The organism is Parageobacillus thermantarcticus (assembly GCF_900111865.1).
Classification (GTDB): Bacteria; Bacillota; Bacilli; order Bacillales; family Anoxybacillaceae; genus Parageobacillus; species Parageobacillus thermantarcticus.
Window position 1 is genome coordinate 45,539 of sequence record NZ_FOJS01000001.1, and the last position, 24,154, is coordinate 69,692.

The 24,154-nt window shown below is 44.5% G+C and carries 26 protein-coding genes; 1 reads left to right on the forward strand and 25 read right to left on the reverse strand.

Translation table 11 applies throughout. From position 1 onward, the window contains the following. Positions 1-175: 175 nt before the first annotated feature. The 14 genes from BM278_RS00265 to rpsU form a co-directional block, all read right to left on the reverse strand. On the reverse strand, positions 176-976 hold the full coding sequence (locus BM278_RS00265) for a pyruvate, water dikinase regulatory protein (protein ID WP_090947421.1): 801 nt from the start codon (positions 974-976) through the stop codon (positions 176-178). Positions 977-1,001: 25 nt separating this feature from the next. Beyond that, positions 1,002-1,631, reverse strand: coding sequence for a transcriptional regulator CcpN (ccpN, locus tag BM278_RS00270; protein ID WP_279625731.1), 630 nt, complete (start codon positions 1,629-1,631; stop codon positions 1,002-1,004). A gap of 123 nt (positions 1,632-1,754) precedes the next feature. Next, complete coding sequence (gene recO, locus BM278_RS00275) at positions 1,755-2,549, reverse strand: DNA repair protein RecO (RefSeq protein ID WP_090947423.1); 795 nt, start codon at positions 2,547-2,549, stop codon at positions 1,755-1,757. Positions 2,550-2,578: 29 nt separating this feature from the next. Next, positions 2,579-2,722, reverse strand: coding sequence for a YqzL family protein (locus BM278_RS00280; protein ID WP_090947424.1), 144 nt, complete (start codon positions 2,720-2,722; stop codon positions 2,579-2,581). A 98-nt stretch (positions 2,723-2,820) separates the two neighbouring features. Continuing rightward, positions 2,821-3,729 carry a GTPase Era gene (era, locus tag BM278_RS00285; RefSeq protein WP_090947425.1) on the reverse strand — a complete coding sequence of 303 codons (909 nt, stop codon included), beginning with the start codon at positions 3,727-3,729 and terminating at the stop codon, positions 2,821-2,823. Further along, positions 3,722-4,120, reverse strand: coding sequence for a cytidine deaminase (locus BM278_RS00290; protein WP_090947426.1), 399 nt, complete (start codon positions 4,118-4,120; stop codon positions 3,722-3,724). The genes era and BM278_RS00290 overlap by 8 nt, the downstream gene beginning before the upstream one ends. A gap of 130 nt (positions 4,121-4,250) precedes the next feature. After that, positions 4,251-4,604, reverse strand: coding sequence for a diacylglycerol kinase family protein (locus BM278_RS00295; protein WP_090947427.1), 354 nt, complete (start codon positions 4,602-4,604; stop codon positions 4,251-4,253). Positions 4,605-4,607: 3 nt separating this feature from the next. Then, entirely contained in the window at positions 4,608-5,078 is a 471-nt protein-coding gene (gene ybeY, locus BM278_RS00300; protein WP_090947428.1) for an rRNA maturation RNase YbeY, read from the reverse strand. Continuing rightward, entirely contained in the window at positions 5,075-7,180 is a 2,106-nt protein-coding gene (locus BM278_RS00305; RefSeq protein WP_090947429.1) for an HD family phosphohydrolase, read from the reverse strand. The genes ybeY and BM278_RS00305 overlap by 4 nt, the downstream gene beginning before the upstream one ends. A 50-nt stretch (positions 7,181-7,230) precedes the next feature. Beyond that, the gene (locus BM278_RS00310; protein WP_090947430.1) at positions 7,231-8,193 is read right to left on the reverse strand and encodes a PhoH family protein; all 963 of its coding nucleotides are present in this window, start codon (positions 8,191-8,193) and stop codon (positions 7,231-7,233) included. Between the two features lie 2 nt (positions 8,194-8,195). Beyond that, positions 8,196-9,383: a sporulation protein YqfD gene (gene yqfD / locus BM278_RS00315; protein ID WP_090947431.1), complete on the reverse strand. Its 1,188-nt coding sequence runs from the start codon at positions 9,381-9,383 to the stop codon at positions 8,196-8,198. A gap of 54 nt (positions 9,384-9,437) precedes the next feature. Beyond that, entirely contained in the window at positions 9,438-9,722 is a 285-nt protein-coding gene (gene yqfC, locus BM278_RS00320) for a sporulation protein YqfC (protein WP_090947432.1), read from the reverse strand. A gap of 114 nt (positions 9,723-9,836) precedes the next feature. Then, entirely contained in the window at positions 9,837-10,286 is a 450-nt protein-coding gene (locus BM278_RS00325; RefSeq protein ID WP_003249066.1) for a GatB/YqeY domain-containing protein, read from the reverse strand. 14 nt (positions 10,287-10,300) lie between these two features. Next, on the reverse strand, positions 10,301-10,474 hold the full coding sequence (gene rpsU / locus BM278_RS00330) for a 30S ribosomal protein S21 (protein ID WP_003249064.1): 174 nt from the start codon (positions 10,472-10,474) through the stop codon (positions 10,301-10,303). Between the two features lie 155 nt (positions 10,475-10,629). On the opposite strand from rpsU, the gene BM278_RS00335 reads away from it, so the two are divergent. After that, complete coding sequence (locus BM278_RS00335; RefSeq protein WP_090947433.1) at positions 10,630-11,562, forward strand: Na/Pi symporter; 933 nt, start codon at positions 10,630-10,632, stop codon at positions 11,560-11,562. Here the strand turns inward: BM278_RS00335 and deoC are convergent. The 11 genes from deoC to BM278_RS00390 form a co-directional block, all read right to left on the reverse strand. Further along, complete coding sequence (deoC, locus tag BM278_RS00340) at positions 11,559-12,230, reverse strand: deoxyribose-phosphate aldolase (RefSeq protein WP_090947434.1); 672 nt, start codon at positions 12,228-12,230, stop codon at positions 11,559-11,561. The genes BM278_RS00335 and deoC overlap by 4 nt on opposite strands. Positions 12,231-12,429: 199 nt before the next feature. Continuing rightward, positions 12,430-13,785, reverse strand: a complete 1,356-nt coding sequence (mtaB, locus tag BM278_RS00345) for a tRNA (N(6)-L-threonylcarbamoyladenosine(37)-C(2))-methylthiotransferase MtaB (protein ID WP_090947435.1) — start codon at positions 13,783-13,785, stop codon at positions 12,430-12,432. Positions 13,786-13,796: 11 nt separating this feature from the next. After that, positions 13,797-14,546, reverse strand: coding sequence for a 16S rRNA (uracil(1498)-N(3))-methyltransferase (locus tag BM278_RS00350; RefSeq protein WP_090947436.1), 750 nt, complete (start codon positions 14,544-14,546; stop codon positions 13,797-13,799). 15 nt (positions 14,547-14,561) lie between these two features. Continuing rightward, positions 14,562-15,500 carry a 50S ribosomal protein L11 methyltransferase gene (gene prmA / locus BM278_RS00355; protein WP_090947739.1) on the reverse strand — a complete coding sequence of 313 codons (939 nt, stop codon included), beginning with the start codon at positions 15,498-15,500 and terminating at the stop codon, positions 14,562-14,564. 5 nt (positions 15,501-15,505) lie between these two features. Next, complete coding sequence (gene dnaJ, locus BM278_RS00360) at positions 15,506-16,648, reverse strand: molecular chaperone DnaJ (protein ID WP_090947437.1); 1,143 nt, start codon at positions 16,646-16,648, stop codon at positions 15,506-15,508. A gap of 147 nt (positions 16,649-16,795) precedes the next feature. After that, on the reverse strand, positions 16,796-18,628 hold the full coding sequence (gene dnaK / locus BM278_RS00365; RefSeq protein WP_090947438.1) for a molecular chaperone DnaK: 1,833 nt from the start codon (positions 18,626-18,628) through the stop codon (positions 16,796-16,798). 25 nt (positions 18,629-18,653) lie between these two features. After that, positions 18,654-19,343: a nucleotide exchange factor GrpE gene (gene grpE / locus BM278_RS00370; RefSeq protein WP_090947439.1), complete on the reverse strand. Its 690-nt coding sequence runs from the start codon at positions 19,341-19,343 to the stop codon at positions 18,654-18,656. 96 nt (positions 19,344-19,439) lie between these two features. Then, positions 19,440-20,474, reverse strand: a complete 1,035-nt coding sequence (hrcA, locus tag BM278_RS00375; protein ID WP_090947440.1) for a heat-inducible transcriptional repressor HrcA — start codon at positions 20,472-20,474, stop codon at positions 19,440-19,442. An 83-nt stretch (positions 20,475-20,557) separates the two neighbouring features. Then, the gene (hemW, locus tag BM278_RS00380) at positions 20,558-21,700 is read right to left on the reverse strand and encodes a radical SAM family heme chaperone HemW (RefSeq protein ID WP_090947441.1); all 1,143 of its coding nucleotides are present in this window, start codon (positions 21,698-21,700) and stop codon (positions 20,558-20,560) included. Between the two features lie 58 nt (positions 21,701-21,758). After that, complete coding sequence (lepA, locus tag BM278_RS00385) at positions 21,759-23,591, reverse strand: translation elongation factor 4 (RefSeq protein WP_090947442.1); 1,833 nt, start codon at positions 23,589-23,591, stop codon at positions 21,759-21,761. Between the two features lie 215 nt (positions 23,592-23,806). After that, positions 23,807-24,148, reverse strand: a complete 342-nt coding sequence (locus tag BM278_RS00390; RefSeq protein WP_090947443.1) for a YqxA family protein — start codon at positions 24,146-24,148, stop codon at positions 23,807-23,809. Positions 24,149-24,154 lie beyond the last annotated feature (6 nt).

The following is a 24,154-nucleotide window of genomic DNA, read 5'->3' on the forward strand; positions in this document are numbered from 1 at the left end:
TTGTCGAAAAAGATTTTTCTTTTCCCCCTTGACAATTGGCTATAAATAGTTTGCTCGTTCTCCACGCACTCTAAACCTGTTTTTGTTCATTTTTCTCGCAATTTTTCATTATAATACAAATGATAAAAATATGCTATAAAAAAGTAATAGCACAGTTCACATCATCGTGAATGTGCTATAATTTTTTCTTTTTCATAATAATGCTCGCCGTTTCTTCTACCGCCTTATTTGTCACATCGATAACGTCACAGCCAATTTTTTTCACGACCTCATCAAAATAGGCAAGCTCTTCTTTAATGCGATCCATATTCGCGTAAACAGCTTGATCGTTTAAGCCGAGTGATTTTAGACGCTCGCGGCGAATCGAAAGCAATTTTTCCGGGCTGATTTTTAATCCGAAACATTTTTCCCGTGGCACTTTAAACAGTTGTTCTGGCGGTTCGACTTCCGGCACAATCGGTACGTTTGCTACCTTTAGCCGTTTATGCGCCAAATATTGCGATAGCGGTGTTTTCGAAGTGCGTGATACACCGATTAAAACGATGTCGGCACGCAAAATTCCCCGCGGATCGCGTCCATCATCATATTTCACCGCAAATTCAATCGCTTCAATCTTCTTAAAATAATCCTCATCAAGCACGCGAACTTGCCCCGGCTCATATCGCGGCGTCAGCTTGAATAAATCGCTCATTTTTTCAATAAGCGGTCCAATAATATCGTACGCCACTACCCCTTCGCGTGCAGCTTCCTCAATAAGAAACTGGCGCATTTCCGGAACAACGAGCGTAAACGCAATAATTCCTTGGTTCATTTTCGCTAATGCAACGACTTCGGCAAGCGTCGTCTTGTCTTCCACATATGGTATGCGTTTTAATTGAATGTGAGAGCTATAAAACTGGCTTGCCGCTGCTTTCACCACAAGTTCCGCCGTTTCCCCACCTGAATCGGAAACAACATAAACAAGGCGTTGATTCATCTTTCTCCTCCTTCTTTATTCTATCCTATAACAAATCGTCTTTCGCTAGCGCGACGAACGCCTTTGTCATATTTGTTTTCGTTATTCGTCCAATGACTTCGTATCCTTTCTCTGTTTTCCGCACTACCGGCATCGCATCAATCTGCTTTTCAATTAACCGTTCCGCTACATCAATGAGCGGATCATCTTTATAACAAACCGCTATATTTGGCATTCTCGTCATAATAATATTGACAGGAATCGTCGTCAACTCCTGTTTGCCAATGCTTGCACGCAATAAATCTTTTCTTGATAACACACCAGCTAGAAGCGATTCGTCATCAACGACAAACAGCGTGCCGACATCTTCAAGAAACATGGTGACGATCGCATCATATACACTAACATTTTCGTTGACAACAACCGGAATGGATTGATAATCTTCTACTTTTATCTTCTTTATTTTATCAGCAAGCAGCTGAGAACCAGTTTTCCCTGTATAAAAATACCCTACCCGAGGCCGTGCTTCCAAATATCCGGCCATTGTTAATATCGCTAAGTCCGGACGCAATGTCGCTCTTGTTAAATTCAATTTTTCGGCAATGCTCTCTCCCGTGATCGGACCATGATCTTTTACGATTTGCAAAATTTGTTCTTGGCGTTTATTCAGTTCGATCGTTGCTCACCACCTTACTGAAAGCTATATCACGCTATCGTCTCCTAAATGTATTATACTACACTCCCGTTTTTAAGAAGGAAATTTTGTCTTCATAAAGTGACAGCATCTCGCATTTTTTCATCAGCCGTTCCCACTTTCGCCTCCCTCCTCGCATTTGCGGAAGCTACTAACCTTTTTTAGTTCATCGATCTGCATTAAAAATCGTTTTGTTTTTAACGATAGCCCCGAGTACTCATCGTAGTAAGAGGAAAGAACCGCGCGAAGCTCTTTTTTTGTTTCCTCTTTAACCGAAATCGCACCAAGCCTCGATAAATCCATATAGTAAAACAAACGCAATAATCTTACGGCAGCTGCAGAAAGCGGAATTCGGTGCGGATCGTATTTTTCGCAGCGATGGCAAAGAAAACCAGCCTCTTTTATCGAAAAGGAAAACTTTCCTTCTGTCTGACCGCATACGACGCAATGATCCAACTTAGGCGGAATGCCCATTACGGACAGCATTTTCGTTTCATAAATGCGAGTAAGGATTTCTAAATCGCGGCCTTCGTTCATATATTGTAACGTCTGCAAAAGCAGTTCAAACAAATACGGATTGCGTTGTTGGTCTTCCGTTATTTTATCTGTCAACTCCACGATATAAGACGCGTATGCCGCTGTGAAAATATCTTCGCGGGTCGCCCGCATCGAGTCAATAATATCTCCTTGATGCAAAACGCCGACGCCGCGGCTTTTTTGAATTAAGTAGTAACCGTATGTAAACAGTTGGGTAACGGCAGAAAGGCGGCTGCTCGGCTTTTTTGCTCCACGCGCCATCGCAGCCACCTTTCCCCATTCTCTCGTAAAGAATGTGACGATTTTATTTGTTTCGCCATAATCCGTTGCGCGAATCACGATCGCTTCACATTTTTCAAACAATCGCATCACCACCGACTATCAAATGCCGATCAAAAAACAGGTTGATCGACTTCTTTTCGTTCCGCCTCTCGTTCGTCGCCACTAGGTTGTTGTTCTCTTTCCAGTTCCTTAAAAAGAAGATATGTGTCGATGTTGCCAGTTTGACTAAACAGCTTCCATGTAAATTCAAGCATGGAACCACACCTCTTTCCGCCTGCAGCGTTGCTTATTTTCCCGTCTAGCTATAGGTTGACCTCGCCGGGAAACGTTTATGTTGCATAAAATTTTCTAATTAATACTCTTCTTCTCTAAACCCGAAATCACGCAGCTGCGCCAGCCGGTTGCGCCAATCTTTTTGCACTTTCACCCATAATTCCAAAAATACTTTCGACCCAAGAAGCGCTTCGATATCGACGCGCGCCCGTTGTCCGATCTCTTTTAGCATTCGACCTTGTTTTCCGATAATGATCCCTTTTTGCGATTCCCGCTCCACAATAATAACGGCACTGACATACACTGTGTCGCTATCTTCGCGCCGTTCAATCGTTTCCACCACGACGGCAATGGAATGCGGGACTTCTTCGCGCGTCAAGTGAAGCGCTTTCTCACGAATTAACTCCGCAATAATAAACCGTTCCGGATGGTCAGTCACTTGATCAGGCGGATAATATTGCGGACCTTCCGGCAAATATTTTTTGATTTGTTCCACCAATGTTTCGATGTTGTTCCCTTGCAGCGCAGAAATCGGAATGATTTCCGCGAACGGGTAAAGTTCTTTATACCGATCGATTAACGGCAACAAATCGTTTGGATGAACGAGATCGATTTTATTGATGACTAAAAACACCGGCGTATTTACTTCTTTCAACCGTTCAATAATATACGCGTCACCGCGTCCGAATCCTTCTTCGGCGTTAATCATAAATAAAATAAGATCCACTTCTTTTAACGCATTTAACGCTACTTTCATCATAAAATCGCCAAGCTTATGTTTCGGTTTATGCATTCCTGGCGTATCGATAAAAATAATTTGCGCGTCATCGGTTGTGTAAACGCCTTGAATTTTATTGCGCGTCGTTTGCGGCTTATCGCTCATAATCGCGATTTTTTGACCAATGACGCGGTTTAAAAATGTCGATTTTCCAACGTTCGGTCTACCAACAATGGAAACGAATCCTGATTTGTATCCTTCCTTATTCATGCAAATCCTCCGCTGAAAAAGCTTTTGGTAATAGTTCTTTCACCGTTAATTCGGCAATATCTCCTTTTAAATTTGCCAATATTACTTTCATGTCGCTTGGACATAACTCAAAAATGACTTGACGGCATGCCCCGCAAGGCGGTACCGGACGGGCCGTGTCAGCGACAACAGCAAGCGCAACAAACTCTGTATCTCCTTCCGAATACGCCTTAAAAAGCGCCGTCCGTTCCGCACAATTACATACGCTATAAGCGGCGTTTTCAATGTTGCAGCCGCGGTACACTTTTCCGTCTTTTGTTAACAAAGCGGCGCCAACTTTAAATTTTGAATAAGGGACATAAGCGTATTCTCTCGCCTTTTTCGCCTCATCGATCAGTTCATTTGTTCTCAACGTTTTTCTTCCTTTCCCTCTAGAAGAGCAATAGACGCTCTTCACTATATTATTTTACAAAAAAACTCCGTAATTTTCATCTTTCTTCATTAAAATAAGACAGAAAAATTAGAATTTTTTTACTCATTTGTTATACGAGATATGGCAGAAAGATGATGATTCCAACAATAACCGCAACCACCGCAGCGACCAAGACGGCGCCCGCGGCGATATCTTTCGCCGCTTTCGCCAAAGGATGAAAGTCTGCCGTTACTAAATCAACGACACGTTCAATTGCCGTATTTACTAATTCCAACGTAATGACGGTCCCAATCGTCAACAAAAGGATGAGCCATTCCAGCTTGGAAATGTGAAAGATCGCCGCGGCAATGATCGCAACAATGGCCGACGCAATATGGACGCGCATATGCGCTTCTTTTTTTACCGCGGCGACAATTCCCGCCCATGCGCAAGCAAACCGTTTTCTTTCCTTTCGCCAATTCATATTTTATCTCGTCAGCCCATATCGTTCTAGAATATCTTTTTGTTTGGAAAACATCACTTTTTCTTCTTCTTCTGTTTTATGGTCGTATCCTAATAAATGCAAAAAACCGTGCACCGCCAAAAAGCCAAGCTCGCGCATGAACGAATGTCCATACTCTTGCGCCTGTTCTTTCGCCTTCGGAATCGAAATAATAATATCGCCAAGCAACGGAGGAATGTCCGCGCCGACAATTTCAACCTCTCCTTCTCCCTTTTCCTCGAGAGCGAAGGAGATGACATCTGTCGGTTTGTCTTTTCCCCGATAGTCGCGATTGATGATGCGGATTCGTTCGTTATCCACAAACGAAATGCCCACTTCTGCTCCATTAGGGACACGCTCGATTTCTGCGGCATAGTTTAACAGCCGTTCGATAATATCCATTTGCTCTTTTGTCACTTCGTTTGTCTCGTCGATAAAGTCGATGTTGAGGATCATGCGTGTTTCACCTTTTCCTTTCGAATCTCCGGATATTCAATTCGCGAATGGAATACGCCATTTAACGTTTCACAAAGCGATGTCGCCACCGTTTCCAGTTCTTTTAGCGTGATATCACACTCGTTCAATTGATTGTCTTGCAGCCGTTCGGCAATAATGCCGCGGACAATTTTTTCAATTTTCTCCTGAGACGGATTAGAAAGCGATCGCACCGCCGCTTCCACGCTATCCGCGATGCTGATGATCGCCGCCTCTTTCGTTTGCGGCTTCGGTCCGGGATAGCGAAACTCTTCCTCGGGCACATAGCCCATCTGCTCAAGCGCTTTATGATAAAAATATTTTAACAATGTCGTGCCATGGTGCTGCTCAGCAATGTCGATAATTTCTTTCGGCATACGGTACTTTTTTAAAATAGCGACCCCATCGGATACATGTGCAAGAATAATGTTTTTGCTTAACTGTGGCGATAAGTGGTCATGGGGATTGCCGCCGATTTGATTTTCGATAAAATAGCGGGGGCGCTTTGTTTTCCCGATATCATGGTAATAGCAAGCAACGCGCGCTAATAAGCCGTTTGCGCCAATCGCTTCACAAGCAGCCTCCGCTAAATTAGCGACCATAATGCTATGATGGTATGTTCCAGGGGCTTCCGTTAAAATTTTACGAAGCAATGGATGATTCGGGTTCGATAATTCAATTAATTTCATCGATGACAAAACGCCAAAGCTTGTTTCCAAAACAGGCAAAAGCCCGATCGTTAAAATCGCTGAAAAAATGCCAGAAGCAACCGCCATCAGCAGAAACATGCCGGTTTCTGCTAACGAATAATGGCCATTTTTCAGCAAGTTTAACGCAAGCATCACAACAACATTAACAAAGGCGACAAATACCCCTGCCTGCCAAATTTTTGCTTTTCGCAGCTGTTTATGTAGGAAGAAACTTCCTGCCAGCCCGCTTGTCACTAAATAAACCGCCAACGAAACTTGGATCGTGCCGTTCGTACCGTTTTCCTCGTTAAACATTAAACTGCCGCATACAGCACAAAGGATGCTTGTAATAATCGCCATCCGCTCCCCGATGAAAATACGAACAAGCATGGTGCCAAAAGCAATCGGCACAAGATAACCGGCGGAAAACGTATCGCTCTCCGGGAGGAGACGAATGAGCCCCATCACAAGTATCATGATCGTAAAAATCGTCGCATATACGAACAAATTCTTGTTCGTCTTTTCTCTTCCAAAGTAGTAAACAATGGGAGATAGCAATAATAATACGAAGAGAAAAAGACCAATAAGCGGTTGAAAAGAACGATCGTTTTGCAATAAGCCGACAAGCTGGAGCTGACGATAAATTTCATTTGTAATAAATTGCCCTTCCTCGACGATGACTTGCCCTTGCAAAATTTTTACAGGCTTTACTTCATCCATCGCCTGTCTTCGCTTTTCTTCCGTAGCGGCACGATCGTAAATAACGTTCGGAATGATTGCCTGTTTCGTCAACTTTACAACAATGTTTTTTAACGGCGGCGGAAGAATGACATACTTCAATTCATCTTGCACTTTCGCCCTTGCCTTCTCCAAGTCCGATTTCGTAATGCGCTCCGCCATAATGGCATGAACAGCCGTTACCGCCGCTTCTTTCGCCGTGTTGATATCTTCTGGAGCCGCTTGAAGCAGCTTTTCCCATTCACTTTCAGACAAATAAGAAAACCATTCCTGCGGCAACCGTTCCTTCAGCTTATCGACCATTTCCGCTTGTTCCTTATTTTTTCCCTTGGCTTCATCGCGAATTTCAACGATCGTGGTAAATAGCGATGAAATTAAATCGACGCGATTTTCCGCGTATTCTTTTTTTAACGTGTAAACATCGGCCACTTTATTAGCGGCTTCTTTTTTTAGCTTTTCTGTCGTTTCCTTGTCTTCAATGGTAATCGGCGACCGAATCGTTTCCGTCGCGATATCGAATAAGCGAATCTCATATTGGCGCGGCTTTACTTGACCATATAACGCCGCGAATAAAAACAGCCCTAAAAACAAAAACAAAAGATAACGAACGAAACGAACGTGATTAATATGTTCTAGAAAAAAGCGAATCCTCTCCAACGGTTTTCCCCTCGCTTTAAAGAAAAGACCCTTTAAAAAGCGGGTCTTTTCTACATGCCAGCCTCTTCGTACGCCTCAATAATTTTCGCCACGAGCGGATGGCGTACGACATCCGCTTGCTCTAAAAAGACAAACGATACGCCGCTGACCGCTCCCAATATTTCTTTTGCCACAGCAAGCCCCGATTTCACTCCTTTTGGCAAATCGACTTGCGAAATATCACCGGTAATGACCATTTTCGAACCAAAACCTAATCGTGTTAAAAACATTTTCATCTGCGCCGGTGTCGTATTTTGCGCTTCATCTAAAATGACGAAAGCATCTTCGAGCGTTCTCCCTCTCATATACGCCAGCGGCGCGATTTCGATCGTTCCTCTCTCGATTAGCCGCTGCGTATGGTCCACCCCCAATACATCGTGCAGCGCATCGTAAAGAGGACGCAAGTAAGGATCGACTTTTTCTTTTAAATCTCCCGGCAAAAATCCTAAACTTTCTCCTGCTTCCACCGCCGGACGAGTTAAAATGATGCGCTTCACCTGTCCGCTTTTCAAGGCGCGGACAGCCATCACCACCGCCAAATACGTTTTTCCTGTTCCGGCAGGTCCAATTCCAAAAACAAGGTCATGCTGTTTAATGGCAGCGACATAATGGCGCTGTCCTAACGTTTTTACGCGTATCGATTTTCCTTTAGCATTTTTTGTAATTTCTTCCTCATATAAACCAATTAAATAGTCGAGCGTTCCTTGTTTCGCCAATTGAATCGCATACATCACATCTCGTTCACTAATGGCAATACCTTTCCGGATAAGGATCAACAAATGGCGCAACAAGTCGTCGACAAGCTGCACTTGTTCTGGGGTGCCAGAAACGCTCACCGATTCCCCTCTTGTTACGATGGAAACTCCCAGTTCTTGTTCCATCCGTCTTAAATGGGCGTCATGAATGCCGAAAAGGGCAATCGCTTCATTTGCGTTTTCCAATTGCTGACTGATCGTTACAAACTCTTCTGACATTCTCAATCTCCTTGAACTATTGGTTGTGGTATCGCGATGTTTTCAATCACTTGATAATGCAACTCTACCCTTACTTTACCATTCTCTCTCGCTTGATGCAAAACTTTTTCACCTTTAATCGCAGCATCTTCCGGCAATTTGTCCTTTAATTCTTCGCGGGCAAGTTCCTTTGCTTTTGCAAGCGCTTCTTCCCATGTATAGCTGCGCTTCGCTTCTTGCGTTTCCCGAAAAACGACGCGTTCGTAATAAATAGGCAAGTCCCATTTCCAAAAGCGAAGCGGTCTTTTTTGTTTGTCTATTTCATAATGGCGAAACGCAGGCTTTTGAAACCCCCATATTGGAAGCGAAATATTTTTCGTCACTATATAATGTTTTTCCATATATTTTCCCGTTAATACTTGAAACGTCGCTTCCAGCGGCAAGACAACGGTAGACTTGTACCATGTTTCGCCAAAAATTTTCCCTCGCGCCGGCACGAACGTTGTTTGCCCTTCCTTTCCGATAATGCCCGACACTAATAACTGCCCTTTCGTCACATGATCGTTAACCGAAACAAGCGGCTGCCCTTTTTCGACGAACATGTCGGTAATGACCGCCTTTTTTCTCGCCACTAAATGGCGGACGCCGATTTTTTCCGGCTCTTTTGGTTCGTTTTTCTCCACCACTTGAAAATAAAACGTCGTCCCTCTAAGTTCCACGCCGATCCATGTAATGGTGTCAATGCGGTCGATCAATTTCTTCTGAATCGTTTCTGGATCATCAATGAGAAATTGCAACGCTCCTTTTTCGACCCCCATTTGCTTTAACTCTTTCCATATGCGGTATTCCGTCTCCGGTTTTGCTCCTTTAATTTCGATCCCCCAAACCATGTTGGAAAGCAAAAAAACGATTGCCAAAAAGAAGCAGGCACCGACGACAACTCCAAAATTCGTTAGCATGTTTTTGAAAAAAAACGGGAATCCCGCCTTTCCCACGAAATAAAGTTTACAATCGCTCTTTCTGGCGACAACACGCAGCTGTCTGACGTCTTTTAGCAAAATAAAAAACGTCGCAATATGGTCGCCGTGCTTTTTTACATTCCAAACCGTAATATCGTTGCGTACGCACGCGTTAATCAATCGTTCTACACCTTTCCCTTGCGCTTTCACCCTTACGCTGCCTGCTAACAAGTTCATCCATTGGTTCTTCATCCGATTTCCTCCTTCCGTTCCTTTTCGAATCATCGGCTGCAAAACTGTTAAGTATTACTCATCTATATAAATGACTTGGCTTATTTTTCCTTCGAGCAAAATTTCCTCCGGTAAAATGGTTTTAATGACAAACTTTTCACCGCGGACAAGGAGCTGTCCTTGCTTTAAAAGCAAGCGAATCTCTTTGTCGCTAAACGTTAGCAGTCCGCGATGATTTTCGACATAAATATGTATTTGTCCAACCATCGTAATGCGGGGAAGGTCCATGACAATATCGGCGGGAAGCTCCAATTTGTCTGTAAGCCATCTTCTCATATGCTGCCGCCATTTTTTCACCATAAAAAGAACCCCCTTTCATCTCATACATATGAGAGGAAAAAGGGGGTTAGCACCAATTGTTGTTTCGAGCGACAAAAACAAAAGGTGCCCCGCTTTCGCGGAACACCCATTCCACTATTGTGAAAGTTGTTGTTGAACAAGCTTGTTGACGAGAGAGCCATCCGCTTTTCCTTTTACCTTTGGCATGATCGCTCCCATCACTTTGCCCATATCCGCTTTTGAAGAAGCTCCTACTTCTGCAATCGTCTGTTTGACAATTTCCAAAAGTTCTTCTTCTGTCAATTGCTTTGGCATATATAATTGAACAATTTCGATTTCCGCCTTTGCTTTTTCAACAAGGTCCGTACGACCAGCGTTTTCGAATTCCTGGAGGGAGTCTTTACGCTGCTTTAATTCGCGAGAAAGAACGGTTAGCTCTTCGTCTTCCGATAATTGACTTTTGCCGAGTTTAATCGCTTCGTTTTGCAACGCCGCTTTTAACATCCGAAGGACGGAGAGTTTATCTTTTTCTTTGTTTTTCATCGCTTGCTTCATATCGTCATTTAAACGATCAAGAAGACCCATATATACACCCTCTTTTAATGCTTGCGCTTTCTAGCCGCTTCAGATTTTTTCTTCCGTCTGACGCTTGGCTTTTCATAAAATTCGCGCTTTCTGATTTCTTGCAATGTACCTGTTTTCGAAACGGCACGTTTGAAGCGACGAAGAGCGTCATCAATGGATTCGTTTTTGCGAACGATTGTTTTTGACATCCTGCTTCCCTCCCTCCGAGCAACAACCATTTCAATTTATTACTATACGTGTACTTGTCAATTATAATATATGCTTGCGCGACAGGTCAATAAAAAAACTTGTCATTGTTCCCCATCCCTCCCCATACAAATTAGGATGAAAGGGGGAAGGACAAGTGGTACAATTGCTTATTTTGTTTTCCATCTATACCGGCGTTTTCCTTCTCGGCATGTTTATGATGAAATCAGGACTTTATGCTTTATCAGGTCACCGCTTGAAACAGTGGCTGTTGCGCTTCACCAATACCCCTTTGCAAGGATTTTTTACCGGAACGGTTGTTACGGCGCTTTTGCAAAGTAGCTCCGCGGTAATGGTCATTACCGTCGGGCTCGTCTCCACCGGCTATCTTACATTTCGGCAATCGATCGGCGTGGTTTTAGGAAGCAACATCGGCTCTACGATCACAACAGAAATGATGACGCTTGACGTCGGGGACAGCGTAATTCCGATGCTTTTCATCGGAGCGGCACTCGTTTTTTTCGGTTATTACCGCCTTGCTTATGGCATCGGCATGATCGTTGTTGGGCTCGCCTCTTTATTTTTTGCGATGGGCGGTTTCGGTCAGCTCGCCAAGCCGTTGTCTACATTCCCGATTGTTGACGAATGGTTGCAAAAAACGAACCTTTCGCCTTTTAGCGGAATCCTAATCGGCGTGATCCTTACGGCTATTATTCATTCCAGCGCAGCAACGATCGGCATTGCGATGGGGTTTTTGAATGAACACATTCTCACACTTCCGGCCGGCATCGCGATTTTGCTCGGCGCAAACATCGGCACGTGCATCACCGGGCTCCTTGCTAGCATTGGTTCCACATATGAAGCAAGACTAACGGCGTATACTCATTTATGGTTTAATATCATCGGCGTTATCATCTTTTATTTTTTTATTGATCCGCTCGCTTTCATTGCTAGCAAGCTAAGCAATTCCCCGGATGTGCAGCTGGCCCATGTCAGCGTCCTGTTTAACGTTATCTGTTCGTTGGCGGCGCTGCCGTTTGTCCGCTGGATCGAAGCGGCGATATTATTTTTCCATGGCAAACGTTCTTAATAATTGGAATCGACCGATTTTCCCGCAATAATCGCTACGCCGGAACTTGTCCCGATGCGCGTCGCCCCCGCTTCGATCATCGCCATTGCGCTTTTTATATCACGAACGCCTCCGGAAGCTTTCACGCCGATGTTTTTTCCGACCGTTTTCCGCATAAGCGCGACATCTTCCGTCGTAGCGCCGCCTGTCGAAAAACCGGTCGATGTTTTCACATAATCCGCTCCCGCTTTCACCGCAAGCTGGCAGGCACGCACTTTTTCTTCTTCGGTGAGCAAACACGTCTCAATAATTACTTTCACAAGCGCTTTCCCTTTTGCCGCCTCGACGACGGCGCGAATATCGCGTTCGACAAGGTCATCGTTGCCATCTTTCAGCGCGCCGATGTTGATGACCATATCGACTTCCTCTGCGCCGTTTTCAATCGCGTTTTTCGTTTCAAACGCTTTCGTTTCCGGAGTGCTCGCCCCGAGCGGAAAGCCGATTACCGTGCATACTTTGACATCCGTTCCTTTTAATAGTTCGGCAGCGGTAGCCACCCACGTTGGATTGACGCAAACGGAAGCAAACCCGTATTGTTTTGCCTCCTCGCACAGTTTCACGATTTGCGCTTTTGTTGTATCCGCTTTCAGCAACGTATGATCAATCATTTTTGCAATATTATTTTCCATTACAACAATTCTCCTTTCTCTTTCGCAATATAGAAGTCTGACATCTATCATCATACCATTATTTTAGTGGAAAAACTAGTTTACAAAAATTTTTTATCGTAAACAAAAAAGAGGATGTCCCAAAAGCGATGGACCTCCTCTACATATCAAACAATAACATGGTATTCTGTTTGCGATCAAACGGCTTTTGATTCAGTCATTACGAACTTAATTTCACGGATTGCGGGATGTCGTCGGCAACGACGCGGACGAATTCCCCTTCATTATACGGATATCCGGCTTTCGTAATTTTCACTTTCACGATTTCTCCAACCATTTCCTCTGTGGCCGGGAATCTCACTTTCAAATAATTGTCCGTATACCCGAGATACAGACCGCTTTCAGGGTTTTCTTTATCACGTTCTTCCGGAATGACTTCAAGCACTTGCCCTTCAAATTGCGAGGCGTATTCTTTCGCCAGCTGATCGGACAGTGCGATTAAACGGCGGACGCGATCGTGTTTGACGTCCTCGTCTACTTGGTTTGGCATGCGCGCAGCTGGCGTGCCCGTCCGTTTCGAGTACGGGAAGACGTGAAGTTCGGAAAAACGTTGCTCACGAACAAAATTGTACGTTTCCATAAACTCTTCTTCCGTTTCTCCCGGAAAACCGACGATCACGTCTGATGTAATCGCAAGTTCAGGGAAAACTTCGCGCAAACGTGCTAGCCGCTCAGCAAAAAATTCCGTTGTGTATTTGCGGCGCATCCGTTTTAACACCGTATTTGAACCGGATTGAAGCGGAATGTGCAAATGGCGCACGATCTTATCGGAACGGCGGAGCACGTCGATGACTTCATCGGTGATTTGGCTTGCTTCAATCGATGAAATGCGGAGCCGTTTTAAACCGACAACTTGCTCATCCAAATCGCGAAGAAGCGCAGCAAAGCTGTAGTCTTTCAGATCAGTGCCATAGCCACCTGTATGGATGCCAGTTAACACAATTTCTTTATAGCCGGCATCAACCAGCTGCTGCGCTTGGCGGATGATTTCTTTCGGATCGCGGGAACGCATTAACCCGCGCGCCCAAGGAATGATGCAAAACGTGCAAAAATTATTGCATCCTTCTTGAATTTTCAACGAAGCGCGCGTCCGGTCGCTAAACTCCGGAACGTCCATTTCTTCAAACACGCGCGTTTTCATAATGTTGTGAACGGCGTTAATCGGCCGGCGCTCGCGCTGAAACTGTTCCACATATTCTAAAATTTTGCCGCGGTCTTGCGTGCCGATCACAATGTCGACACCAGGAATCGCCATCACTTCCGCCGGAGACGTTTGCGCGTAGCATCCCGTCACGCAAACAACGGCATCCGGATTTCTACGAATCGCGCGGCGTATAACTTGGCGGCTTTTTTTATCGCCTGTGTTCGTCACCGTACATGTATTGATGACATAAACGTCGGCGCGGCTGTCAAAATCTTTTCGTTCATAGCCAGCTTTTTTGAACAACTGCCAAATCGCTTCCGTTTCGTAATGGTTTACTTTACATCCAAGCGTATGAAATGCAACTGTTGGCATTCGCTTTCACCTCACTGTAGTTCAAATTGATACGAAGCAGCCGCCAAAAGATAAAGCGGCGCCGTTTCGGTCCGCAAAATCCGCGGCCCAAGGCTGCATGAAAAAAAGCCATGCTGCTTAAGCAGTTCAACTTCTTCGTCGGAAAATCCGCCTTCCGGGCCAAATACGGCTAAAAGCGATTGGCCGCGCTGCATTTGTCGAAAAATGGTGGCAAGCGTTTGATGGTTTCCTTGTTTCGCTTCTTCTTCATAAGCAAAAATTCGGCAATCGGCGCTTTTGGCAAATTCCACAAGCTCATGTATCGTCATCGGCGCGTGCACATCAGGAATTTTCCCGCGATGTGATTGCTCTGCTGCCTCTTTTGCAATCTTTTTCCAACGTTCTAGCTTTTTATTGGCTTTTTTTTCATCCCATTTCACAATAGAGCGAGCCGCCACAAAAGGAATAAACGAGAAAGCGCCAAGTTCGGTGCCTTTTTGAATCACAAGTTCGAGTTTATCCCCTTTTGGCAGCCCGTGGGCGATATAAATTTGAATCGGCAGTTCCGTTTGCTCATCTATCCATTTTACAACACGGACGATGACATGCTCATTGGTAATTTGTTCAATTTGGCATAGCGCCGTCTTATTGCAAGAAAGCACGCAAATCAATTCGCTTCCTTTTTCCATGCGCATGACGCGAACAATATGGTGGTAATCATCGCCTTGAATAATAAAATGGTCGTTTTTCACTTGGTCTTCTGAAATGAAATACCGTTGCAAAGCGACACCTTCTTTTCACGCTTTTCTTGCGATAAATGCAACCCAGTCTTCCATCACTAGCGATTCCTCAATAGTAAATCCTGCTTTCATTAACCCTTCTTTTACCTCTTGCTTTTTCGCTTGAATAATTCCCGAAGTAATAAAATATCCATTATTTTCTAAAAGACGATAAGCATCATCAACAAACCGCAATATAATTTCCGCTAAAATATTGGCAACAATCACGTTCGCTCGTTCCTCAATACGATCAAGCAAATTATTTTGCGAAACAGTGACGATATGCTGCACTTTATTTAATTTGACGTTTATCTTCGCGCTATCAACGGCAACCGGATCTAAATCAAGCGCGCGAACCGATTTTGCGCCGAGCATCGCCGCAGCAATACTTAAAATGCCAGAACCAGTGCCGACATCAATGACCGTATCTCCAGGCTTCACATATTTTTCGAGCGCTTGGATGCACATCACTGTCGTCGGATGTGTGCCCGTGCCAAACGCCATGCCCGGATCGAGCTCAATAATTAATTCATCGCTGGATACCGGTTCATACGTCTCCCATGTTGGAACGATCGTAAATTTTTCTGATATTTTGACAGGATTATAATATTTTTTCCACGCGGTTGCCCATTCTTCCTCATTCACTTCACTGATAGTGATTTTATTTTTGCCGATATCAATATCATACAATAATAAATTGTTAATCGCTTGTTTAATCTCTTCCACTGTTTCGCCAAGAAAGCTGTTAACAGGCAAGTACGCCTTAATAATTACTCCTTCTTCCGGATAATCGTCTGGATTTAACTCATAAACTTCCCCGAACGATGCATCTCGTTCCTTTATTAAATCGTTCGGATCCTCAATCACTACTCCGCCAGCGCCCGCTTCATGCAAAATATTTGAAATCGCCTCAACCGCCTCATGCGTCGTATGAATGCTAATTTCTGACCATTTCATAAAACTCATGATTCTCCTTTAAACGCTTTTTTCACCTTTTCAAAAAAACGGCCATTTGCTCCTTGATGCATGCTTGAACCGCCCAACTGATCAAATTCGCGCAACAATTGCTTTTGCTTTTCCGTTAGTTTTGTCGGCGTCACAACGCGGACAATCACGTGCTGGTCGCCGTAGCCGTAGCCGCGGACATTCGGCACTCCTTTTCCTTTTAAACGGAATTTGGTGCCCGTTTGCGTGCCTGCCGGTATTTTTAGTTTCACTTTTCCATGAAGCGTCGGGACTTCGATTTCATCGCCAAGCGCTGCTTGCGCAAACGTAAGCGGTATTTCGCAATAAATATCATCGCCGTCGCGCTCAAAAAATTCATGCGGCTCCACGTGAAAGACGATATATAAATCTCCCGGAGGTCCGCCGTTTATTCCCGGTTCTCCTTGGCCGGCGACACGCAATTGTTGTCCATCGTCGATTCCAGCCGGAATTTTCACGTGGATTTTTTTCCGCCGTTTTACGCGGCCAGTGCCGCCGCATGTCGTACATCTTTCCTTAATGTATTGCCCCGTTCCGCCGCAATATGGACATGTCCGGCGATTGACGATGCGACCAAACGGCGTCGATTGCTCCGTGCTGATTTGCCCTGTCCCACGACAGTATGAACATGTTTCCTTTTTCGTTCCCGGCTTTGCTCCCGTGCCATGGCACGTGCTACATGTTTCTTCCCTTGGGATTTCAATATCCGTTTCTTTTCCGAATGCCGCTTCTTCAAACGTCAATGTCATCGTATATTGCAAGTCAGCGCCAGCTCTTGGTGCATTTGGATCACGCCGGCGCCCGCCGCCAAAAAAGGTGCTGAAAATATCATCGAAGCCGCCGAACCCGCTGAAACCGCCAAAGTCAAAATCATCGTTGCGGAATCCGCCGAAACCTTGGTTCGGATCCGCGTGCCCAAACTGATCGTACTGCGCCCGCTTTTGATCATCGCTTAACACTTCGTACGCTTCTTTAATTTCTTTGAATTTCTCGGCCGCATCAGGCTCTTTATTCACATCTGGATGATACTTTTTCGAAAGCTTCCGATACGCTTTTTTAATCTCTTCTTTTGTCGCGTTTTTGCTAACTCCGAGAATTTCGTAATAATCTCGTTTCGCCATAATGATCATCCACTCCCGATTCACTCACATAAGGGTAATTTTATCACTTGTTTCTTTTTGATTGCAACAAATTTAACTGTCATCTCCTTATTAGCAAAAAAGTCAAAGCCAAGACAGGCCTGACTTTGACTTTTTCCTTAGATTTTATTATTTATTGTCGTCTTTCACTTCTTCGAATTCCGCATCGACAACATTATCGTCTTTTTTCGCACCATCGCCGGCTCCCGTTTGTTGCTGGGCTTGCGCTTGTTTCGCCGCTTGTTCATAAAGCTTAATGGAAAGCTGCTGCACGATTTCTTGAAGCGCTTCTTTCTTTTTGCGGATTTCGTCGATGTCGTTTTTCTCAAGCGCCGCTTTTAACGCGTCTTTTGCTTCACGCGCTTTTTTCACTTCGGCTTCGTCTACTTTTCCTTCTACTTCTTTTAACGTTTTTTCGGTTGTGAATACTAAGTGATCGGCTTCGTTGCGAAGTTCTGCCGCTTCTTTCCGTTTTCTATCGGCTTCGGCGTTTTCTTCTGCTTCTTTAATCATGCGCTGAATTTCTTCTTCAGAAAGACCGGATGACGATTTAATCGTAATCGATTGTTCTTTGTTTGTTCCTAAATCTTTTGCGCGGACATGGACAATACCGTTGGCGTCGATATCAAACGTTACCTCAATTTGCGGCACGCCGCGCGGTGCCGGCGGAATATCCGTCAATTGGAAACGGCCGAGCGTTTTGTTATCGGCTGCCATCGGACGTTCGCCTTGCAATACATGAATATCAACCGTCGTTTGGTTATCGGCTGCAGTCGTGAAAATTTGCGATTTGCTTGTTGGAATCGTCGTGTTGCGTTCAATTAATTTCGTGAACACGCCGCCCATTGTTTCGATTCCAAGCGACAGCGGAGTGACGTCAAGAAGAACAACGTCTTTCACTTCGCCGGCGATCACACCGCCTTGAATCGCCGCGCCGATCGCTACGACTTCATCCGGGTTAACCCCTTTATGCGGCTCTTTTCCAAGTTCGCGTTTAATCGCTTCCTGTACGGCCGGAATGCGCGTCGAACCGCCAACAAGGATCACTTTGTCGATATCGGCAGGAGTCAATCCCGCATCTTGCAACGCTTGGCGAACCGGCCCCATCGTCCGTTCGACAAGATGAGCAGACAACTCTTCAAATTTTGCTCTTGTCAATGTTGTTTCGATGTGCAATGGACCTGTTTCGTTCGCGCTAATGAACGGCAATGAAATTTGTGTTTGCGTGACGCCGGAAAGTTCTTTTTTCGCTTTTTCTGCAGCGTCTTTCAACCGTTGCAGCGCCATTTTGTCTTTCGATAAATCGATGCCATGCTCTTGTTTGAATTGTTCCACTAGATAGTCGATGATGACTTGGTCGAAGTCGTCCCCGCCAAGATGGTTATCGCCAGCCGTCGCTTTTACTTCAAACACGCCGTCGCCAAGTTCAAGAATCGATACGTCAAACGTACCGCCTCCTAAGTCATAGACGAGGATCGTTTGATCTTCTTCTTTATCTAAACCGTACGCAAGCGCTGCGGCTGTCGGCTCGTTAATGATGCGCTCTACTTGCAAACCTGCGATACGTCCGGCGTCTTTCGTCGCTTGACGTTGCGCATCGTTAAAGTAAGCCGGAACGGTAATGACCGCTCTTGTTACCGGCTCGCCTAAATAGTCTTCCGCATACGATTTTAAGTATTGCAAAATAATCGCGGAAATTTCTTGCGGCGTATATTTTTTGCCTTCGATTTCTACTTTATAGTCCGTTCCCATATGGCGTTTAATGGAAATGATCGTGTTTGGGTTTGTGATTGCTTGCCGTTTCGCGACTTCCCCTACCAAACGTTCTCCATTTTTAAACGCCACGACAGAAGGAGTTGTCCGGCTTCCTTCCGGGTTTGGAATTACTTTTGGCTCACCGCCCTCTAACACAGCGACGCATGAGTTGGTTGTTCCTAAGTCAATCCCAATAATTTTACTCATATAAATATCACCCTCCTATTACGCGTTATTGGCTTACTTTGACCATTGCTGGACGAATGACGCGATCTTTCAGCTTATAGCCTTTTTGCAGTTCTTCGACAACCGTGTTCGGCTCATAGTTGCTATCTTCCACTTGCATCACCGCTTGATGCAAATGCGGGTCGAACGGTTTGCCGACCGCTTCGATCGCTTCCACTCCTTCTTTTTTCAGCGCGTCCAATACGGAACGGTACACCATTTCCATTCCTTGCAAAATTGATTTTGCTTGTTCGTCTTCCGCCTTTATTTTTAACGCGCGTTCAAAATTGTCCAAAGCAGGCAAAAGATCGCTAACTAAGCTTTGGGCGCGGTACTTTTCGGCTGCTTCCATTTCTTGTCGCGTGCGGCGGCGGAAATTTTCAAAATCGGCGTATAAACGAAGATAGCGGTTTTCCATCTCTTTTATTTTTGCTTCCAATTCGGCAATTTTGGCGTTTGCCGCCGCCAATTCTTCGTTTTGCTCTTCTTGCACTTTTTCCTGTTCCTCTATTTCATCCTCTTGCACATCATGCCGTTCGTTTTCTTCCCGATTCTTTTCCTGCTCCTCTAACATGTTTTTTTCCTGATGCTCATTTTCTTCATGTTCCTTTATTTCCTCTTGCTGCTCCACATTTTCAGCTGGCGACACTTGTTCGTATGTAGCTTGTTCTTGCGATGCGTTTTGTTCTCTCTCCATCGGTTTCACCTCCCTTTAAAGCAGGTATGTATGTATAAATAGTCACAAGGAAAGGATGGATTGTAGACATCCATCCATTATCCAATATGACCAATGTTAGTTGTTTTGATACCATTTTGTTAATACCGTCGACAAATCGGAAGCGACTCGATTTAAAATGGTAATGACGCGGGAATATTCCATCCGCGTCGGACCAAGGATGGCAATCGTCCCGAGCTGCTCTTTGCCGATCGAATACGTAGCGGTAATAAGGCTGCAGTTTTCCATCCCGCTTAGCTGGTTTTCCCGGCCGATCGTTACTTGAATTCCTTTTCGATTATGTTTGCGCAACAACCGGTAAAAATCTTTTTCTTGCTCAATCATTTTCATAAGTGGACGGACTTTTTGAATATCGCTAAATTCAGGCTGGTTTAACATATTCGTTTTCCCGGCAAAAAACATTTTTTCCTCTTGCGGGATGTCCAGCGTATCGGCAATCGTTTTTAGCATGCTATCATAGTTATGAATATGCATGCGCAAAACATCCGCCACTTCTTTATAAATTTTATCTTTTAAGTCTATAAGTGGAACGCCGATTAACCGTTCGTTTAAAATGTTGACCATTTTTTCAAGGTCGGAAGGATCTACGGAAGCAGGAATAGTAATTACATGGTTTTCGACATGGCCTGTATCAGTAACAATAATCGCCACAGCCGTTTGTTTATTCAACGGAATGATTTGAATTCGTTTCAGCTTATTGTCTTTCACAGCCGGACCAAGGGCGATTGACGTATAATTCGTTAAATCAGATAAAATTTGCGCCGATTTTTGCACGACTTTCTCCAGTTCATAAATTCGTTCGGCAAAAATCGATTTGATTTTTTGAATATCTTCCTGCGTCAAACGCTGCGGGGACAATAAATGGTCGACATAATAGCGATAGCCCTTTTCCGAAGGCACTCTGCCCGATGAAACATGCGTTTTTTCAATATATCCAAGTTCTTCTAAATCAGCCATTTCATTACGGATCGTCGCCGAACTCAAAGAAATCTCATGCTTTTTTGACAACGTCCGCGAACCGACAGGCTGTCCTGAACGAATGAAATCATCAATAATAACTTGCAAAATAAGCAGTTGGCGATCCGTTAACACGTTTATCACCTCTGTTAGCACTCAAACACCCCGAGTGCTAAATCTATTATTAAAGTATCAAATCCGTGTGCCAATGTCAATGTTTAGATTCCGCCGATAAACGCTTGAAACACCTCATTGCCGAGCAGTTTCCCCCGGTGGGTTAAGCGAATATGCGTTTGTGTTTCTTCAAGCAGCCCTTTTTGTTTTTCCATAGCAACCGCCCGGCCAAACACATCGTGAATGCTCAGCCCAAACTTTTCGAGAAAGCGCCGCTTCGATACCCCTTCCGTTTTCCTTAACCCTAAAAACATTTCTTCTTCCATTTGTTCCGCCATCGTTACATGATGGGCTTCCAAATACGGAAAACCTGTTTCTTGAACTTTTTCGATATATTTTTTAATCGGACGAACGTTCGCCCGGCGGACGCCATTTAGATAACTATGCGCCCCCGCGCCAATTCCGTAGTACTCCTCGTTATTCCAATACGTTAAATTATGGCGGCTTTGAAAACCGGGACGGGCATAATTGCTTATTTCATATTGATGGTACCCATGCATTTCCATTTGCCGCATCGCTTCTTCATACATTTGCGCTTCTTCTTCCTCGCTTGGCAACAGCAATTTTCCTTTTCTCATTAAGTTGTAAAAAACCGTTTTTGGTTCAATAATGAGCGAATAAGCGGAAATATGTTGAATGTCAAGAGAAAAGGCGATCTCTAAATCGGCTTGGAACTGCGCTAACGTCTGTTGCGGCAATCCGTACATTAAATCAATGCTAATATTTTCAAAGCCGACCTCTTTTGCCAACGCAATCGTTTGAATGACGTCTTCATAACGATGAGTCCGCCCGATCGCTTTCAATAATGAATCGTCAAACGTCTGCACGCCGAAACTTAAGCGATTGACCCCCGCTTCTTTTAATAACTGCAGTTTTTCTTTGGAAAGTTCGTTCGGGTTTGCTTCAAACGTAAACTCGACTTCATGGACAGAAAAGCGAAAATGTTTATAAATGCTTTGCAGGAAAAAATCAAGCTGCTTCATTTCTAAAACGGTCGGCGTGCCTCCGCCAACAAACAGCGTATCAAGCCGATCGGCCGGAAACGCTTCGATCGTCCGTTTCATTTCGCTTTCCATCGCTTGCAAATATTCGTCGACCGGCTGCCCATGAAAAAACACTTTATTAAAATCGCAGTAATAACATATTTGCGCACAAAACGGAATATGGAAATACGCTGATTTTGCCACGGCATACATCCTTTCTGAAAAATAAACAAGGCTGTGAAAAGACAGCCTTGTACGATTATTACTTTTTATTATCATCGATTTTCAAGATCGCCATAAACGCTTCTTGCGGCACTTCCACCGAACCGATTTGCTTCATTCGTTTTTTTCCTTCTTTTTGTTTTTCCAACAATTTGCGTTTTCGCGACACGTCCCCGCCATAGCATTTCGCTAAGACGTTTTTCCGCAACGCTTTAATCGTCGAACGGGCGATAATTTTGTTGCCGATCGCTGCTTGTACCGGCACTTCAAACTGTTGCCGCGGAATTAAATCTTTCAATTTTTCTACAATCACTTTGCCGCGTTCATAAGCGGAATCGCGATGAACAATGAAAGAAAGGGCATCAATTTTTTCACCGTTCAGCAAAATATCCATTTTCACGAGATTCGACGGCTTATAGCCGATCAGTTCATAGTCAAACGACGCGTACCCTTTTGTGCTTGATTTTAACGTGTCAAAGAAATCATATACAATTTCCGACAACGGAATTTCGTAAATCAACGTTACCCGTTTTTCGTCTAAATATTGCATATCGACGAAGTTGCCGCGTTTCCCTTGGCACAGTTCCATCACCGGCCCGACATAATCGTTTGGCACCATAATCGTCGCTTTTACATACGGCTCCTCAACATGGTCAATTTTTTGCGGTTCCGGCATGTTGGATGGATTGTCGACTTGAACTTCCGTGCCATCCGTTAAATATACTTTGTATACAACGCTTGGCGCTGTTGTGATTAAATCAATGTTAAATTCGCGTTCAATGCGCTCTTGAATGATTTCCATATGCAATAGCCCTAAAAAGCCGCACCGGAAACCGAACCCAAGCGCTTGCGACGTTTCCGGCTCAAAGTGCAAGGCGGCGTCGTTCAATTGCAATTTTTCCAACGCCTCGCGCAAATCGTTATAACGCGCCGTATCAATCGGATACATGCCGCAAAATACCATCGGATTTAGCTTGCGGTATCCCGGCAGCGGCTCTGTTGCCGGATTTTCTGCATCGGTAATCGTATCACCGACGCGCGTGTCGCTCACGTTTTTAATGGACGCCGTTAAATAGCCGACATCGCCGACCGTCAATTCGTCAACTTGCTTCGGCTTCGGTGTAAACACGCCGACTTCTACTACTTCAAACTCTTTGCCTGTCGACATCATTTTAATTTTTTGACCCGGCTTTACCGTTCCATCGACTACACGAATATAAGCGACTACACCGCGGTACGAATCGTACAGCGAGTCAAAAATCAGCGCTTTTAGCGGCGCGTCCGGATCACCGGACGGCGCCGGAATTTTCTCAACAATTTTTTCTAAAATTTCTTCGATGCCGATGCCGACTTTCGCAGAAGCGAGCACCGCTTCCGACGCGTCAAGCCCGATGACCTCTTCGATTTCTTGGCGAACGCGCTCCGGATCGGCGCTTGGCAAGTCAATTTTATTAATGACTGGCAAAATTTCCAAATCATTATCGAGCGCTAAATAAACGTTTGCTAGCGTCTGCGCTTCGATTCCTTGCGCTGCGTCGACAACGAGAATCGCTCCTTCGCAAGCAGCAAGGCTGCGCGACACCTCATACGTAAAATCGACGTGCCCAGGTGTATCGATTAAATGGAAAATATATTCTTCGCCATTTTTCGCTGTATACTTTAACTGAACGGCGTTTAACTTAATCGTAATTCCGCGCTCCCGTTCCAATTCCATCGAATCTAGCATTTGTTCTCTCATTTCCCGCTCGGAAAGCGCTCCCGTTTTTTCTAAAATGCGGTCTGCTAGCGTCGATTTTCCATGATCGATATGTGCGATAATGGAAAAGTTGCGAATCCGATCGCGTCGTTTTAATCTCTCTTCCCGATTCATCATTTTCTCACTCCTACTATTCCCGTAACTACACTAGCTTTGATTATAGCAACACAACAAGCAAGATTCAATGACATAGTTTTTTTATAAAAAGCGAAGCTGTTCAACGTTTTTTATAAGTCCACCTACTCCTTCGTTCATCCGCGCTGTCCATCGCAACCGCAAAAAAATAAAAACATCGGCGAATGTTATCCGCGGTTCGCCAATGTTTGTGCATTTCATTTTCCTAGCCATTTTTCTAAAAGGAAAATCATTTTCTCCATCAATGATTTGACCGCTTCGGCAAACTGTTTGCCGAGTTCGGAAAACAGATTGAACGTTCTCATCGTTTCGATTTTTTCACGCTTTTCTTGTACATCTTCTACCATTACTTTATTTCCGAAAACGGACGCTTCCACTTCGCCGTTTTGATCTTTTGAAATATGAAAGACAGACGGAAACGCTGGATCATCAAATCCTTTCATCTTTCGCAAGCCTTCATTTGCCTGCTGCATGCCGAGCAACACTCCGAAAAAAAGAATCATTACTGCTAAAAAAAATTGAATAGTAAATTTCAGCAAAAATCA

Bases quoted from the DNA above. Each gene is read 5' to 3' on its own strand.
- BM278_RS00265 (WP_090947421.1), bottom strand. From the start codon at position 976: ATGAATCAACGCCTTGTTTATGTTGTTTCCGATTCAGGTGGGGAAACG.
- BM278_RS00280 (WP_090947424.1), bottom strand. From the start codon at position 2,722: ATGCTTGAATTTACATGGAAGCTGTTTAGTCAAACTGGCAACATCGAC.
- era (WP_090947425.1), bottom strand. From the start codon at position 3,729: ATGAATAAGGAAGGATACAAATCAGGATTCGTTTCCATTGTTGGTAGA.
- BM278_RS00295 (WP_090947427.1), bottom strand. From the start codon at position 4,604: ATGAATTGGCGAAAGGAAAGAAAACGGTTTGCTTGCGCATGGGCGGGA.
- ybeY (WP_090947428.1), bottom strand. From the start codon at position 5,078: ATGATCCTCAACATCGACTTTATCGACGAGACAAACGAAGTGACAAAA.
- BM278_RS00310 (WP_090947430.1), bottom strand. From the start codon at position 8,193: ATGTCAGAAGAGTTTGTAACGATCAGTCAGCAATTGGAAAACGCAAAT.
- yqfD (WP_090947431.1), bottom strand. From the start codon at position 9,383: ATGAAGAACCAATGGATGAACTTGTTAGCAGGCAGCGTAAGGGTGAAA.
- yqfC (WP_090947432.1), bottom strand. From the start codon at position 9,722: ATGGTGAAAAAATGGCGGCAGCATATGAGAAGATGGCTTACAGACAAA.
- BM278_RS00325 (WP_003249066.1), bottom strand. From the start codon at position 10,286: ATGGGTCTTCTTGATCGTTTAAATGACGATATGAAGCAAGCGATGAAA.
- rpsU (WP_003249064.1), bottom strand. From the start codon at position 10,474: ATGTCAAAAACAATCGTTCGCAAAAACGAATCCATTGATGACGCTCTT.
- deoC (WP_090947434.1), bottom strand. From the start codon at position 12,230: ATGGAAAATAATATTGCAAAAATGATTGATCATACGTTGCTGAAAGCG.
- mtaB (WP_090947435.1), bottom strand. From the start codon at position 13,785: ATGCCAACAGTTGCATTTCATACGCTTGGATGTAAAGTAAACCATTAC.
- prmA (WP_090947739.1), bottom strand. From the start codon at position 15,500: ATGAAATGGTCAGAAATTAGCATTCATACGACGCATGAGGCGGTTGAG.
- dnaJ (WP_090947437.1), bottom strand. From the start codon at position 16,648: ATGGCGAAACGAGATTATTACGAAATTCTCGGAGTTAGCAAAAACGCG.
- dnaK (WP_090947438.1), bottom strand. From the start codon at position 18,628: ATGAGTAAAATTATTGGGATTGACTTAGGAACAACCAACTCATGCGTC.
- grpE (WP_090947439.1), bottom strand. From the start codon at position 19,343: ATGGAGAGAGAACAAAACGCATCGCAAGAACAAGCTACATACGAACAA.
- lepA (WP_090947442.1), bottom strand. From the start codon at position 23,591: ATGATGAATCGGGAAGAGAGATTAAAACGACGCGATCGGATTCGCAAC.